This is a genomic window from Siccibacter colletis, from assembly GCF_025914095.1.
Classification (GTDB): domain Bacteria; phylum Pseudomonadota; class Gammaproteobacteria; order Enterobacterales; family Enterobacteriaceae; genus Siccibacter; species Siccibacter colletis.
This window is the reverse complement of the sequence record NZ_CP074352.1, coordinates 3,189,724-3,203,768: the sequence shown is the minus strand read 5'-3', so window position 1 is coordinate 3,203,768 and position 14,045 is coordinate 3,189,724. Positions and strand designations below refer to the sequence as shown.

Genomic DNA, 14,045 nt, shown 5'->3' with positions numbered 1-14,045 from the left:
GGTAGTATGATTCCGGTAAAGATTACAGGGAGTTAGTGACAGAGGCAGAGGCAGCCAGAAAGGATGATATAGCCAGTGGGCATGGATGTTTCCCGAGTACCGCGATAACCGAAGGTAGCCCGAATGTGTTTATTAACGGCCAGCCTGCCGCCAGAGTCGGTGATGCCGTCGCGCCACACGGTTGCACCTGCGGTAACGGCTGTGGTACGCATGCCCGCGTCATCGCAGAAGGTGCATCATCGGTATTTATCAACGGGAAGCCCGCGGTCGCCGTTGGTCATGGTATTAACTGCGGTGGTGTAGTTATCTCTGGCAGCAGTAATGTCTTCATCGACAGCGGGGAAAATAGCGCTTCTGATGATGCTTCATACCCATCCTGGATGCATGCGTCTGATAAGGGCGCAGTTCAGCATCCTCCCCCCGATGTGGCATCTTCCGGATTCAGTGATGGGGTGCCGGCGGCAGGTCAGCAGGCACAAGCCTCGCGGCCGGAGCCCATGCCTCTTCCCGCACTTATTTACCAGACCCTACGCCAGATGGATGACGATAAAGCCAAAGACATGCATCACGGCGATCTGGATGCGCTGACGCTGCGTAATCAGCTGAAACTCGATGTGGATACGGTATCTGCAAGGGTAAATGCCCGTACGCTAAGGCTGCTGAATCAACCCAATCCTTACATGATATCGTCGCCGTATGCGATCGCGGCAATACCAGACACTATGCCAGTGGTTAGCCGCGAGGAGGCCGCCACTCTCATGTTTGATGAATTCCGGGAACTGGCGAAGCTGTTCTCTTTTCATGGCGAATATCAGCACATCATTACAGAGATGATTACGCATATTCAGGACAACAGCGGCACGCCCTACAGCAGCCCCTTACTGGACCAGGCGCTGAGAGAGCAGATCATGAATGACCGTTCAGAACAAAGCTCTTTATTGAAAATAAAAAGCGCGCTGAAGGCTGCAATCAATTACGAATATGGGTTCATTCCTCTCAATGAGAAGGACGATTTATTCGATGAAAAGGGTAACCTCAAGGAAGTTAATGCAGCTGTACTCCCTAAGTTTGACCGTCTGATAGACCGTACCAACGGATTAGTGATCGCCGTTCATGATATGTGGGCAGCGCATATCACACTGGAATCACTGGAGGTGACGGGCGATAGCTTCCGGGCGAAAGTGCACTACCGTATTCAGAATCACTTTGGCCTCGATGATGACGATGTGCTCAATCCTGTTTATCGAGAATTTCGTATATTCCGGCTGTGGTTTGCGCTCCAGCGCTGGAAAGAATATGGCTACAGGCCTTTTATTACTGAGATAAATGCGACCGTTGAAATAAGCGGAGGACGGGGTGAATAAGCGACTGATAGCGGGTGTTATTGCGGCTGCATCCTGCGGCTATCTGCTATGGCAGTATTTTACGCCAGTTGAAATTGTGGCTGTCCATGAGGGTAATACGATACTGGTCAGGCATTTTCCGTATCTGAAAAGCCGTCAGATAGCCTGGTGGCAAGCTAATAAAGATATGATCCAGGAGAAGTACGGGATTCCTGAAGAATACGATAGTTATTACTACATCTCTTTTGTGGATTTTGGGGATGGATATCGTACTGAACCGAATGAAAGTTTGTTGTTCTGGACTGATGACGTTTACTGTTTTTATGACATCAAGACAGATGCTCGTTGTGTTGACAGGAAACCACTTCTTACTGTGAGATGGAGCAGGAATAACGGGCTGGAATTTGAATCGTATTAATTTACTCGTTAATGCTAACGTTAATCTGTTAAGCATCTTCCTGAATCCTTTTTCGCGCGCAATCCCTTGCCTTGTAAACATAATTACGCTGGCAACAAAGCTCCAGCTCCCCGTATCCACCTTTGAAACGAAGCAACGGCGGGTGCGCAGGCTTACCCGCCCTACAACACTGACAAGCATTAAGCACAGCGCTCCGTTTTATATTCGTTCGTAGGGTGGGTAAGCGTAGCGCACCCACCTTTGAAACACAGTTACGGCCGGTACGCAGGCTTACCCGCCCTACAACACGACAGACCACCTCAACTCTGACAAGTATTAAGCATAGCGTTCCGTTTTATATTCGTTCGTAGGGTGGATAAGCGAAGCGCACCCACCTTTAAAAAACGCAGCAGTGGTGGGCGCCTGGCCCAATAAAAAAACGGAGCACAGCGCTCCGTTTTTTGTGGTCAGTCAGTACAGGCCGCGGGGTGGCGGTGCTTATTTGTCGACGCCAAAGCCCTGCTTGAGGATCGCAGGCAGCACATTAGGGAAATAGACGTGCTGATAGTAGCCGCTTACGCTGGCGCTCCAGGTGTCGCCGTCGGTACGGCCGATGGCCTGCCAGTGGTCGAGCATCTGCTGGTTATAGCGGGTGATTTTCTCTTCCAGACCGGCGGTTTTGTAGGTCTCATCGTGGCGGAAGGTGTCGAGGGGCAGACGCGGTTTGTGATGCGAAGGCTGATCAACATGTCCAATCACCACGCCGGCAACCGGGAAGGTATGTCCCGGCAGTTCAAGCAGGCTGGTCAGCGCCTGCGGATGCAGACGGATACCGCCAATTGGCACAATACCCAGCCCTTCAGAGCGGGCAGCGGCCATCACCGAGCCCAGCGCGATGCCGATATCGGTGGCACCCGCGACGATACTTTCAATACTTTCGTGAGCCACCTGCTGGTTACCGATAAGCTTCATCCCGACTTCAGTTTTATACATATCGAGAACAAAGGTGACGAAGACCGGCGCTTTCGCAATCCACGGCTGGCCGCCGGCGATGCGGGAGATCTCGGCGCGCTTTTGCGCGTCGCGGGTGACGACAACCGACACCTGCTGAGAGTGCACCGAGGTAGGCGCGTGGTAAGCCGTGCTCAGAATACGTTCAAGCGTAGCGTCATCAATGGCTTTATCGGTAAAGCTGCGCTCGCTTTTGTGGTCGTTAAACAGATCAATAATGGCGTTCATGACGTCTCCTTATAAGTCGAAAAAGCCTACCAGCCCCGCGCACATCTTTATTTATCACTCTATGCGCTATGCGGTTGGGCGGCACGGGTTGCCGGCGCAAAAGCCGCCGGGAAAACGTCGAAGGGGGAGGCGGACGAGGCCGTTATCAGGTAACGGCCTCGTCCGGTGTGGCATCAGGACTTGAACAGGTTTTTCAGGGCGTGCGGCTGGCAGCGCTGGTACTGGCTTGCCACCGTCACCTGGGCACCCAGCTTCGCGGCGGCATGCCACGGCCAGCGCGGGTCGTAGAGCGCGGTGCGCGCAATGCCGATAAAGTCAGCGTCACCGCTGGCGATGATGGACTCGGCATGTTCAGGCTCGGTAATCAGCCCCACGGCGACAACCGGGATCGCCACGGCGTTTTTCACTGTCTGCGCCAGAGGCACCTGGTAGCCCGGGTAGACGTTTATCTGCTGCGCGGGATGCAGGCCGCCGCTCGATACATGGATCACATCCGCCCCACGGGCTTCCAGCATTTTCGAGAACTCCACGGCTTCATCAACGGTAAAACCGTCGTCTACCCAGTCCGTGGCAGAGATGCGCACGCTGACCGGCTTGTCTGCCGGGAACGCAGCGCGCACCGCGTCAAACACTTCCAGCGGGAAACGCGCCCGGTTCTGCAGCGATCCGCCGTAGCTGTCGGTGCGCTGGTTGGAGAGCGGCGACAAAAACTGGTGCAGCAGATAGCCGTGCGCCGCATGCAGCTGAATGACATCAAACCCGAGTCGCGCTGCGCGTTTTGCCGCCTCGGCAAAGCTGTCACGTATTGCCGCTAAACCGGCGTCGTCCAGCGCCTGTGGCGGTGTGGAATCCGCGCTCCAGGCAACGGCGGACGGGGCCACGGTCTGCCAGCCTTTTTCATCATCCGGCGCGAACGGTCCGGCGTTATCCCACGGGCGCGCGGTGGAGGCTTTTCTCCCGGCGTGCGAGAGCTGGATGGCGAGCGGAATGGCAGACCAGCTGCGGATGGCGTCAACCACGCGCTTCATCGCCGCTTCGCACTCATCGCTGTAGAGCCCGACATCAGCCCAGGTGATCCTGCCTTCCGGCGATACCGCGCTGGCTTCAAACGTCAGCAGCCCGGCTCCCGACTGGGCCAGCTGCCCGAGGTGCATCATATGCCAGTCGTTCATACAGCCATTCTCTGCCGAATACTGGCACATAGGCGCGATGACGATGCGGTTAGCCAGCTCCAGATCGCGGAGTTTATAAGGCGTAAAAAGTTGCGGTGCAGACATAGCATTATCCCCTTAATTGGTAAAAGTCTTGCGCGTACCTGTCCTGAGACCTTCTGCCATCTTAGATCCCCGACGGCAATTCTGCGTGATCGGTATGTGGCGTTAAGGGAAAAACGTCCACATTACCCGCGTGCCGCGCTGCGCTGCATAATCGCCAGCGCGCTGAGCATCAGCGTCAGCCCAACGATAAGCGTCAGCGTCGCCATCGCCATCCCCTGGCCCACGGACCCCTGTTCAAACTGCCGCCAGATAAACACCGCCACCGTCTGCGTTCCGGCGGGGGCCAGCAGGAGCGAGGTCACCAGCTCGCGCGACGCGATGGCGAACACCATCAGCATGGCGGCGAGCAGCGCCGGGGAGACCAGCGGCAGCACGATGGCGCGCAGCGCCTGAAACGCCGTCGCGCCGTGTACCCGCGCGGCAGGCTCCAGATTGCCGCCCAGCTGGCGCAACGCGCTGCCGACGTAGCGCACCGGCCACGGCAGGAGCAGGCAGCAGTAAGAGAGCAGCAAAATCGCCCAGGTGTTGTAGGGCGAGACCGGCCAGAAGGTCCGGTTCCACAGCAGGATCAGCCCCACGCCCACCACAATGCCGGGCAGCGCGGCGGGCATCAGCGACAGCGCGTCGATGATGCCGCGTCCTTTAATGCGCTGCACCACCACCAGCCACGCGGCGAGCAGGCCCACCGCACCGGTAATCACCGCCGAGGCCAACGCCAGCGACAGGCTGGTGCCGAGCGCGGTTAACGCATCGCCCTGCTGAGCGAACAGCGCCGCGTAGTGCGCGGTGGTGGCGTTCGTCAGCGTCAGCCCGCCGGAGAGCGTGCCCATCACCCCGGTGACCGCCATCGACAGCCCCGGCACCACGACCGCGAGAAACCCGATGCTCGCCATGATGGCCACCACCGGCACGGCTGCTATACCGAGGCGCGCACCGCTGTTTTCTGTGGGTTTACCGGTCACGCTGGTGACGTCGCGTCCGCCGGTCAGCTTGCCCTGTAGCCACCAGGCGCATAGCGCGATGGTAATTAATATCAGCGACAGCATCGACGCGCCGGGCAGGTCGATGGGCCAGTCGGCGAGCTTTTTCTCAATCCCTACCGTCAGCATCACCACGCCCGAGCGTGTACCCAGCGCGGCAGGCACGCCGTACTCTTCAATCGCGAGGGTAAAGGCCAGCAGCATCCCGGCGGCCAGCGAGGGCGAGAGCATCGGCAGCGTCACGTGGTAAAACGCCCGACACGCGCTGGCACCGTGCACCCTGGCGACCAGCGCCAGCCGCTGCCCGCTGGCGAGCAGGCTGCGCGATACCGCGAAGTAGACCACCGGAAAGATGTTGAGCGTCATCACCAGCACGATGCCGGTTTTGCTGAACAGCAGGGCATTAAGATCAAAACCCAGTAGCTGCGCCAGGTAGCCGTTGGTCTGCAAGACCAGCATCCACGACAGCGCTGCGATGTAGGGCGGCGTCAGAAAGGGGATCAGGAACAGCAGATCCCACAGGCGCGGGCAGGGCAGGTTGAACAGCCCGCGTGCTACACCGAGCGGCAGGCCGAGGCAGGCGCTGAGCAGCGCCACGCCCGCGGCAATCTGCAGCGTGCCGCCAAACATGGCCGGCAGCTGCGGGTCGGAAAACAGCGGCGCGATACCCGAGAAAGCGCCTTCCAGGGAGCCGGCGCTGAACTGCGGGAAAACCGCCTGCAGGAGGATAAACAGCAGCGGCAGCGCCACCAGCACCAGCAGGGCGGCCAGCGTGACAATCGAAAGAAGTCGTTGGTTCACAGCGAATATCCAGAAGACGGGGTTGCCCCCGTCGGGTGAAAATTATTGAGCGAACAGCGTACTGAAGCGTTTGAGCACCGCGCTGCGCTCGCTGGTACCGTCGCTTCTGGTGGGCAGCAGTTTCAGTTCGGTGAACAGCGGGCGCTTCGCCTGCACGTCGGTGCGGGCCGGCATCAGCCAGGCGTCGGCCACCATTTTCTGGCCTTCCGGCGACAGCACGTAATCAACAAACGCCTTCGCATCCGCTTCATGCTGGGTGGTTTTCAGGATCATCATCGGGCGCGGGGCGATCACCGTCCCGCTGGCCGGGAAGATCACCTTCAGGGATTCGCCCTGCTCAATGTTGCCGTAGGTAACGTAATCCACCGCACCGAACACCGCCGCTTTCGCCCCCTGCATCACCGGCGTGACGGCCTGCGCATTCGGCCCGCTGACCACCATGCCGTTCTGTTTCAGGTCTTCAAACAGCGTCCAGGCTTTATCGCCCATGCCGTTTTGCAGACCAATCAGCAGATCCAGCGACGCACCGGAGAGCGCCGGGTCCGGCGTCGTTATCTTGTCTTTAAACGCCGGCGCGGTCAGATCATGCCACTCTTTCGGTTCCGGGGTGCCGCTTTTGGTGTTCCAGACGATCCCCAGCGCCGAGACGCCCTGCGCCACGTAGTCGGCGCTCTTCAGCGTGTCCGGCACCTCACCCGCGTTGGTGCTCTGGTACGGCAGCAGCCAGCCGCGATTGTGCAGATCCTCGGCGGTGTCCCAGGAGGCGGAGATCAGAATATCCGCCTGCGGATTAGCCTGTTCGGCTTCGAGACGGGCCATGACTTTGCCGGTAGTGGCCTGGAAGATATTCACCTTCACTCCGGTTTTCTTCTCAAAGCCGCTGGCCAGCCCTTTCGCCAGCGAGCCAGGGCCGGCGGTGTACACGGTAAGCGCGTGCGCGCTGGACATCATAACGGACGACAACACCATGGCTAACGCAACTCCTTTCTTCACGGACAGTTTCATGTGGTTTCCCCTGAGGATGATGTAACAGATCGAATGGCGTCTACACGCCCGGCAGACAGATGAACAATGCGGTCAGCGAGGATCTCGGCTTCGCGGCGATCGTGGGTGACGTACACCGCGGTAATGCCGAGCTGGCGCAGCAGGGTAGCCATGTCACGGCACAGGGATTCGCGTAGCTCGCTGTCGAGATTGGAAAGGGGTTCGTCGAACAGCAGCACGCGCGGTTCGGCGACAATCGCCCGGGCCAGCGCTACGCGCTGCTGCTGCCCGCCGGAGAGGCCTGCGGGTTTACGCCCGGCGAACTCACTCAGCCCGACGCGCGCCAGCGCTCCGGCGACACGGCGCTCACGCTCCGTGCGGGCAACGCGGCGCATCTTCAGCGGGAAGGCGACGTTCTGCTCAACCGTCATATGCGGCCACAGGGCATAATCCTGGAATACCATGCCGATGTTGCGCAGCTCAGGCGGCAACGCCCAGCCGGATTTCGCCACCAGGCGGGTGCCAAAGTGGATGGTGCCCGCGGCGGGTTGGGTCAGGCCGGCAAGCAGGCGCAGCAGGGTACTTTTGCCGCAGCCGGAGGGGCCGAGCAGCGCCACCACGGTGCCAGCGGGAATGTCGAGATCGATCTGATTGAGCACGGTCTGGCTACCAAAAGCATAGCTAACACCGGCCAGGCGGATATCGGTAAACGCGTCCATCAGCGCCCTCCCACAATGGGAAAGCGTCTGCCACCCGCGGTCTTCATCCTGCGGGGCGCGTCCACCTGCACTAACGTCAGGGGAGCAAACATATTGTTATCCTCTTTGGGATTTGCTGGCGCTGACTATAGGCAGGGAATATGACGGAGAGATTACGGTGATATTACGCCGGAAGCGCTTAATAACATGTAGACAGCTATTTTTGATAGCGTGAGGCTGCAGGCCTCACGCACGATAAGCATGTTATTATTTACTCATCAGCTTACCCATAAAGTTTTTACATTTATTTTTGGCTGGCCATCCTTTGACCAAATTTTTGCCGTATTGATTAAATAACTTTTGTTCATCAGTGTTCATCGAAATAACTTCAGAGTCCGGTATTTCGAAAATGCGTTCATTCTGCATTATGTAATACGTCTTGCCAGGCTCAGGAATAAAGGAGAGTCTGGAGTCAGCAATGTATCTACCATAATTTCTGGTCTGCTCGTAGGCATAAAAATTACCAGGCTTTATTTTGGCTTTAATTACATTACCACTGGCTGCGAAAACATTCGAATCAAGCTCGTAACGCGTATCCATATCGAAGCAGGCATCGGTATCAACATATTTATAAGTGGTAATATAAATGGTTCCTACGCTGCCTTCATAATTTCTTGCATAGATAGTGGCGGCATCACTTCCTTCATATTGGCTATAATCGAGCGGTAAAATATTTGAGCAGCCGGATAACAGTAAAGCAGATAAAAAACACAAACTTCCTTTCCACATAACGCCTGTCCTGATGATTAAATAACGAGCGGGTTGGTTTGATGTTAAACACTGAATGATAGTTTTTTCTACACAAAAGCAAAACTACCAGATTTGAGTGCTCTGATTAGTTTTTATCGTAAGTGCCACAAGAGAGTAGGTGCAACGGGCAGGACCGGCTCGTTAAAATTATGCCCGCACGCTGAAGAGCTCATGCATGCGGGCATAGAGGTGAGGAGTTATCAGCAAATGCGATTACCGCCGCGCCCCCTCGGTCGCGACCGGCGTTTCTACGCGTTCCATGGCAATCGGGATGCTCTTGTACGCCGGAATGCCGCTCTGTGTGTCGTGGCTGTCGAGCGGCACCAGCACGTTGGCTTCTGGATAGTAAGCGCCAACGGAGCCGGGGGCCATGTCGATCACGACGATGGTCAGATTGTGCATGCGGCGCGAGGTCGGATTGCCGTCCGGGTCGAGGGCCACCACGTTCACCTGATCGCCGACGCGCAGCTGGCGCTTTTCGGCTTCGTCCGGGTTGATAAACAGTACGTCGCGCCGGCCGGTGACGCCGCGATAGCGGTCGTTCAGGCCGTAGAGCGTAGTGTTGTACTGGTCATGGCTGCGCAAAGTGGTCAGCACCAGATCGTGGCACTTCAGCGAGCGCGGGTCCTCATTGATACCCTGCATCACCTTAAACTGCGCCTTGCCGGTGGGGGTGTTCCACTCCCGCTCCGAGGCGGCGTTGCGCAGGCGGAAGCCGCCTGGCCGTTTGACCCGCTCATTGAAGTTCTCAAACGCCGGGAATACCGCCTCGATTGCCTCGCGGATAAAGCTGTAGTCGCCGATCATTTTGTCCCAGTTGACCACGGTGTCCGGCAGGGTGGCTTTCGCCAGCCCGGCCACCAGCGCCGGTTCGGATTTGAGATGTGGCGAGGCGGGCTTCAGGCTGCCGCGCGACGCGTGGACCATCGACATGGAGTCTTCCACCGTAATGCTCTGCTCGCCCGAAGCCTGAATATCGGTCTCGGTGCGGCCCAGCACTGGCAGCAGATAGTTGTGCTTGCCGAGCAGCAGATGCGAGCGGTTGAGCTTGGTAGCCATGTGCACCACCAGGTCCAGATTACGCATCGCCGGGAAAGTGACCTGCGGATCGGAGATAGCTTCCGCCAGGTTGCCGCCTAGGCACAGCAGCGCTTTCGCTTTCCCGTCGCGCATCGCCTGGATCGCTGCCACTGCGCCATGACCGTGCTTCTGCGGCGGCGTAAAGCCAAATACCCGTTCGATACCGTCGAGCAGCGACTGCGGCGGGATCTCAGTGATGCCCACGGTGCGATCGCCCTGCACGTTAGAGTGACCGCGCAGCGGGCAGACGCCCGCGCCCTGCTTACCGATATTGCCGCGCAGCAGCAGCAGGTTAGCGATCTGCTGAACGTTCTGGGTGCCGTACTGGTGCTGCGTAATCCCCATGCCGTAGCAGATGATGGTGCGCTCGGCTTCGGCATACAGGCGCGCGATGTTCTGGATCTCCTTACGCTCCATACCGGAGACCTTCAGGATATGGTCCCAATCGGTGGCATCCAGGTCGGCCTTCAGTTCGGCAAAGCCTTCGGTGTGTTCCTCGATAAACGCCTCGTCGATAACACCCGGCTCGCCATTTGCCAGCGCCTGGTCATGCATCGCCAGCAGGATCTTCATCACCCCTTTGAGCATCGCCGCATCACCGCCGACCCGCACTTTGTAATAGGTGGACGCCAGCTCGGTGGAGCTGAGCGACAGCATCTCGATCGGGCTTTGCGGGGAGGTAAAACGCTCAAGGCCGCGCTCGCGCAGCGGGTTAATCGCCACGATAGTCGCCCCGCGCTTCGAGACTTCACGCAGCGTACCGAGCATGCGCGGGTGGTTAGTGCCGGGGTTATGACCGATGCACAGCACCAGGTCGCAGTGGTCGAAATCTTCCAGCTCTACTGTGCCTTTACCGACGCCGATCGACTCCGGCAGGCCCACGCTGGTGGGTTCGTGGCACATATTGGAGCAGTCCGGGAAGTTGTTAGTGCCGTATTCACGGGCGAACAGCTGCCACAGGAATGCCGCTTCGTTGGAGGCGCGGCCCGAGGTGTAAAACTCGACGCTGTCGGGATCGTCATAGCTGCGCAGATGCTCGCCGATTTCGCGAAACGCGGTCTCCCACTCAATGGGCTGATAGGTATCGCTGGCCGCATCGTATTTCATCGGATGGGTGAGGCGGCCTTCGCCTTCCAGCTCAAAGGCGCTGCGCTCCCACAGCTCGCTCACCGGATGGGCGGCGAAAAATTCCGGGGTGGTACGTTTGCTGGTGGCCTCCCAGGAGACCGCCTTGGCACCGTTTTCGCAGAACTCAAAGGATGAGGCGTGCTGCGGATCGGGCCAGGCGCAGCCGGGGCAGTCAAAGCCCTGCGGCTGGTTCACTTTGAACAGGGCAATCACGTCCTGCTTCACCGACATCTGGCCGCGTATCGCGTCGGCAACCGCCTTTAACGCGCCCCAGCCGCCCGCAGACCCGCCATAGGGTGCGATGCCAATAGTACGATTTTGCTCTTTCATAATGCTCCACACTGTCTGTTAGCTGCTTTTTCTTTAAGCCTGGTACAGCAAATGCATACCAGGCACCGACAGGCGGCATTAATGTAGAGATAAGGTTATCAAAATGTTTCCGCGCTACGGTTGTCTGCGCCACAGAGGGCGAAATAGTCATTCAGTTACGGGGAGATACGTTAAACTTTGGTTATCCCGTTGATAACGCTCGCAGGCATCCCGTGCGCATCGCCACTATTACCAACATTGCTTATATCGCTACGGTACTTCTGACCCTGTCGTCAGGGGTGTCGCTGTTTATGGCGTCGAATGCCGAACGCACCGAGCGTGATGCGGTGCAGCAGAGTCGGGTGTTTGATGCCCTGACCCAGGAGTTAGAAAAAGAGGCGTTCTCCCTTACTGAGCTGGCGCGTCAGGCGGCAATCCACCCGCAGGGTGACGATATCCAGGCCTGGAAAACGACGCTGGCAGAGGACAAGCGTAAGGAAAAACATCTGGCATCGTTGCAGGATGTTGGCGCCTCGACGGAAGAGTTGATGCTGCTCCAGCGCGCGCTGACGGTGCTGGATACGCTGGAGGAGGAGCAGGGGACGGCGATCGCATCGATCGAGGCGGGGCAGCGCGAAGCGGCCATTAGCCTGCTGTTCAGCCGGGAGTATGAGGCGCAGCTTGGCCAGGTCGAAAGCCACTTCGAGCACTTCCGCAGCCTGCTTGATCAGCGTACCGATGCTGCCGTTGCCGAGGCCACGCAGCTTTCCCAGCGCCTGCGCACCCTGTCTGAGGTCATGGTGGGCCTGACCGCGCTGCTGTTCCTGTTTGTGCTGGGCTTTATCATCCGCCATCGCATTCTGCGCCCGGTGATCACCCTCAGCGATGTGGTAAACCGGCTTGCTACGCAGGATTATGCAGTGCAGACCCCAACTCTGGCCCACGTCGATGAAATCGGTGATATGGCGCAGGCCATCAGCATCTTTCGCGAAAACGGCCTCGCCAGACAGCGCCTTGAGCAGGAGCGCGACGCCGACTGGGAGACGCGCAAGCTGCTGGCGCGCATGACGCGGCGCTTGCAGGGGTGCGACTCCTGGGGCGACATCATCATGGCGACCACCGTTTTCGCGCCGAATATCATTCCCGGTGCCGGAGGACGGCTCTATATCCTTGATGAGCAGGCCAACACCATGCGCTGCGTCGCCCGCTGGCTGTTATCCCCCAGCGACCAAGAGTCCTTTCCCCCTGACCAGTGCTGGGCGCTCAAGCGTGGGCACCTGCACAGCCCGCTGCGTGACGCGGTGGATATGCCCTGCACCCACGTGCCTGCGGAGGCTGCGCATCTGGCAATCTGCGTGCCGTTGATAGCCCAGAATAAGATTATCGGGCTGCTGTCGTTCCTGAACCACGATACCGGGCGGGAGCTGCCCTATATCTATATTGAACTGATGGGAGAGACCCTTGCGCTGGCGCTGGCGAACCAGAAGCTGCGTGATTCGCTGACGAAGAAAGCGGCGTTCGATGCCCTGACCGGCATGCGCAACCGCACCGATTTTGAGGAGACGTTGCAGATGGCGCTGGCACAGGCGAAAGCAACGCAGAGCGTGCTGAGCTGCATGATGCTCGACATCGATCACTTCAAAAAGCTCAACGATACCTGGGGCCATGAGGCCGGGGATAAAGTGCTGACGGAGGTCGCGGCACTGGTTACCGCCAGCCTGAAGGGCAACGGCACGGCGTTCCGCTACGGCGGCGAAGAGTTCCTGATTATTTTGCCGGACGTCGATGAGGCGCAGGCTGTCGCCCTGGCCGAAGAGATCCTGCATAACGTTGCAGGCCACCGCGTGCTGTACGATGCGCGCCAGATCGGCCCTGTGTCGATATCTATCGGTCTGGCGGTGTGGCCGCATCATGCCAGAGCGGATAACCTGGTGCGTGCCGCCGATCTGGCGCTCTATCATGCCAAAGAGAACGGGCGCGGCCAGATTCGGGTGGCGCGTAAGGCGGGATGATGGTCAGGATGCGCCAGCGCTGGCTGGCTGACAATTCTCACACAGTACGCTGATTTCTATCGCTTTCCTGTCAAGCAGACTCCCTGCAGCCGAGACCGTGGTTTCAATTTTTTTCTCACACCAGGGATCGTTAAACTCATGTACTGAACCACAGACTGAGCACACCATAAACAGGCAGAGGCGCTGCGACGAATGCGGGGAGCGGGCAAAAAATTTGCTCTGGCTATCGATTTTGACTACCAGCCCGAGGCGAAGCAGATAGTCGAGGGCGCGGTAAACGGTGGCGGGCCTGGCATTCGGACTGTATGTTTTTAACGCTTCAAGCAACACATACGCCCCCACGCCCCGGTTCCCGGCGCGGCGGACAAACAGATAGATCATCTGCCGCGGTCTGGTAAAGCGCTGTGCGATACGATCGTGTTCAAGGATCAGCCGTTCCAGCTCCGCCTGTTCCTGGCGGGTAACGTTTAATTCCATGTCTGAGACAAGCTGCTGTATCAGCATATTTTCCCCCGCTACCGGTTTAACCTTGCCGCTGCATGGCGCAGGGTCCGTCCGGTGATGATCTACGATGTCGGATCGCTGTCTGTCTTTGCTGCGTTACGACCCAAGTGATGTAGAAATGGCATACCCTGTGTTATAACGTAACAAAATCGGCGCAACGCCCTCTGGTGGCAGAGAGAGGCACGTTCAGGAGCAGAGCATGAACATCACAAAGGTACTGGCAGTATCGCTTTCAGTTGTCTCGGGCAGTGCAATGGCCTTTCAAGCCAATGACCGTAGCCCGACTGAATCAAACCAACCGCTTCAACGCCTTGAGAGCCAGGCTTTCAGCTCGTATTCTCAGCATGCCTCAGCGCTTCAGGCCCCCTTCGCTGACACCTGCTCTGCGCTGCCGCTAAACGGCTGCGGCTGCGCATTTTGCGCCATGCTGCGCAGCCAGCGGATGTAATGTCTCTCTCTTAAAAACGGCCTGATGACTCAGGC

Annotated in this window: 12 protein-coding genes; 4 read left to right on the top strand and 8 right to left on the bottom strand. The window is 58.3% G+C overall.

Going from position 1 to position 14,045, the window contains the following annotated elements; genetic code table 11:
• The first annotated feature begins 35 nt into the window (after nucleotides 1–35).
• Both KFZ77_RS15475 and KFZ77_RS15470 read left to right on the top strand, forming a co-directional pair.
• Nucleotides 36–1,364 (top strand): DUF3289 family protein, encoded by a 1,329-nt coding sequence (locus KFZ77_RS15475; RefSeq protein WP_264384698.1) that lies wholly within the window; start codon nucleotides 36–38, stop codon nucleotides 1,362–1,364.
• Nucleotides 1,357–1,761, top strand: coding sequence for a DUF943 family protein (locus KFZ77_RS15470; protein WP_264384697.1), 405 nt, complete (start codon nucleotides 1,357–1,359; stop codon nucleotides 1,759–1,761). Before KFZ77_RS15475 ends, KFZ77_RS15470 begins: the two co-directional genes overlap by 8 nt.
• Before the next feature lie 477 nt (nucleotides 1,762–2,238).
• Here KFZ77_RS15470 and KFZ77_RS15465 read toward each other — a convergent pair whose 3' ends face one another.
• The 7 genes from KFZ77_RS15465 to KFZ77_RS15435 form a co-directional block, all read right to left on the bottom strand.
• Complete coding sequence (locus tag KFZ77_RS15465; protein ID WP_264384696.1) at nucleotides 2,239–2,979, bottom strand: nitroreductase family protein; 741 nt, start codon at nucleotides 2,977–2,979, stop codon at nucleotides 2,239–2,241.
• A 173-nt stretch (nucleotides 2,980–3,152) separates the two neighbouring features.
• A complete protein-coding gene (locus tag KFZ77_RS15460) occupies nucleotides 3,153–4,256 on the bottom strand; it encodes an NADH:flavin oxidoreductase/NADH oxidase (protein ID WP_264384695.1) in 1,104 nt (367 codons plus the stop codon).
• A gap of 122 nt (nucleotides 4,257–4,378) precedes the next feature.
• Nucleotides 4,379–6,037: an ABC transporter permease gene (locus tag KFZ77_RS15455; RefSeq protein ID WP_264384694.1), complete on the bottom strand. Its 1,659-nt coding sequence runs from the start codon at nucleotides 6,035–6,037 to the stop codon at nucleotides 4,379–4,381.
• Nucleotides 6,038–6,079: 42 nt separating this feature from the next.
• Entirely contained in the window at nucleotides 6,080–7,042 is a 963-nt protein-coding gene (locus tag KFZ77_RS15450) for an ABC transporter substrate-binding protein (protein ID WP_264384693.1), read from the bottom strand.
• Nucleotides 7,039–7,740, bottom strand: a complete 702-nt coding sequence (locus KFZ77_RS15445; protein WP_264384692.1) for an ABC transporter ATP-binding protein — start codon at nucleotides 7,738–7,740, stop codon at nucleotides 7,039–7,041. The genes KFZ77_RS15450 and KFZ77_RS15445 overlap by 4 nt, the downstream gene beginning before the upstream one ends.
• A gap of 246 nt (nucleotides 7,741–7,986) precedes the next feature.
• Entirely contained in the window at nucleotides 7,987–8,508 is a 522-nt protein-coding gene (locus KFZ77_RS15440) for a hypothetical protein (protein WP_031522938.1), read from the bottom strand.
• Nucleotides 8,509–8,742: 234 nt separating this feature from the next.
• Nucleotides 8,743–11,067 carry an FdhF/YdeP family oxidoreductase gene (locus KFZ77_RS15435; protein ID WP_264384691.1) on the bottom strand — a complete coding sequence of 775 codons (2,325 nt, stop codon included), beginning with the start codon at nucleotides 11,065–11,067 and terminating at the stop codon, nucleotides 8,743–8,745.
• Nucleotides 11,068–11,279: 212 nt separating this feature from the next.
• Between KFZ77_RS15435 and KFZ77_RS15430 the strand changes: the two genes are divergently transcribed.
• Complete coding sequence (locus KFZ77_RS15430; RefSeq protein ID WP_264384690.1) at nucleotides 11,280–13,058, top strand: diguanylate cyclase; 1,779 nt, start codon at nucleotides 11,280–11,282, stop codon at nucleotides 13,056–13,058.
• A gap of 3 nt (nucleotides 13,059–13,061) precedes the next feature.
• On the opposite strand, the gene KFZ77_RS15425 is transcribed toward KFZ77_RS15430, so the two are convergent.
• Nucleotides 13,062–13,535, bottom strand: a complete 474-nt coding sequence (locus tag KFZ77_RS15425; RefSeq protein ID WP_264384689.1) for a Fur family transcriptional regulator — start codon at nucleotides 13,533–13,535, stop codon at nucleotides 13,062–13,064.
• A 226-nt stretch (nucleotides 13,536–13,761) separates the two neighbouring features.
• Here KFZ77_RS15425 and KFZ77_RS15420 point away from each other — a divergent pair, with 226 nt between their 5' ends.
• Nucleotides 13,762–14,010, top strand: a complete 249-nt coding sequence (locus KFZ77_RS15420) for a hypothetical protein (protein WP_264384688.1) — start codon at nucleotides 13,762–13,764, stop codon at nucleotides 14,008–14,010.
• Nucleotides 14,011–14,045: the final 35 nt, after the last annotated feature.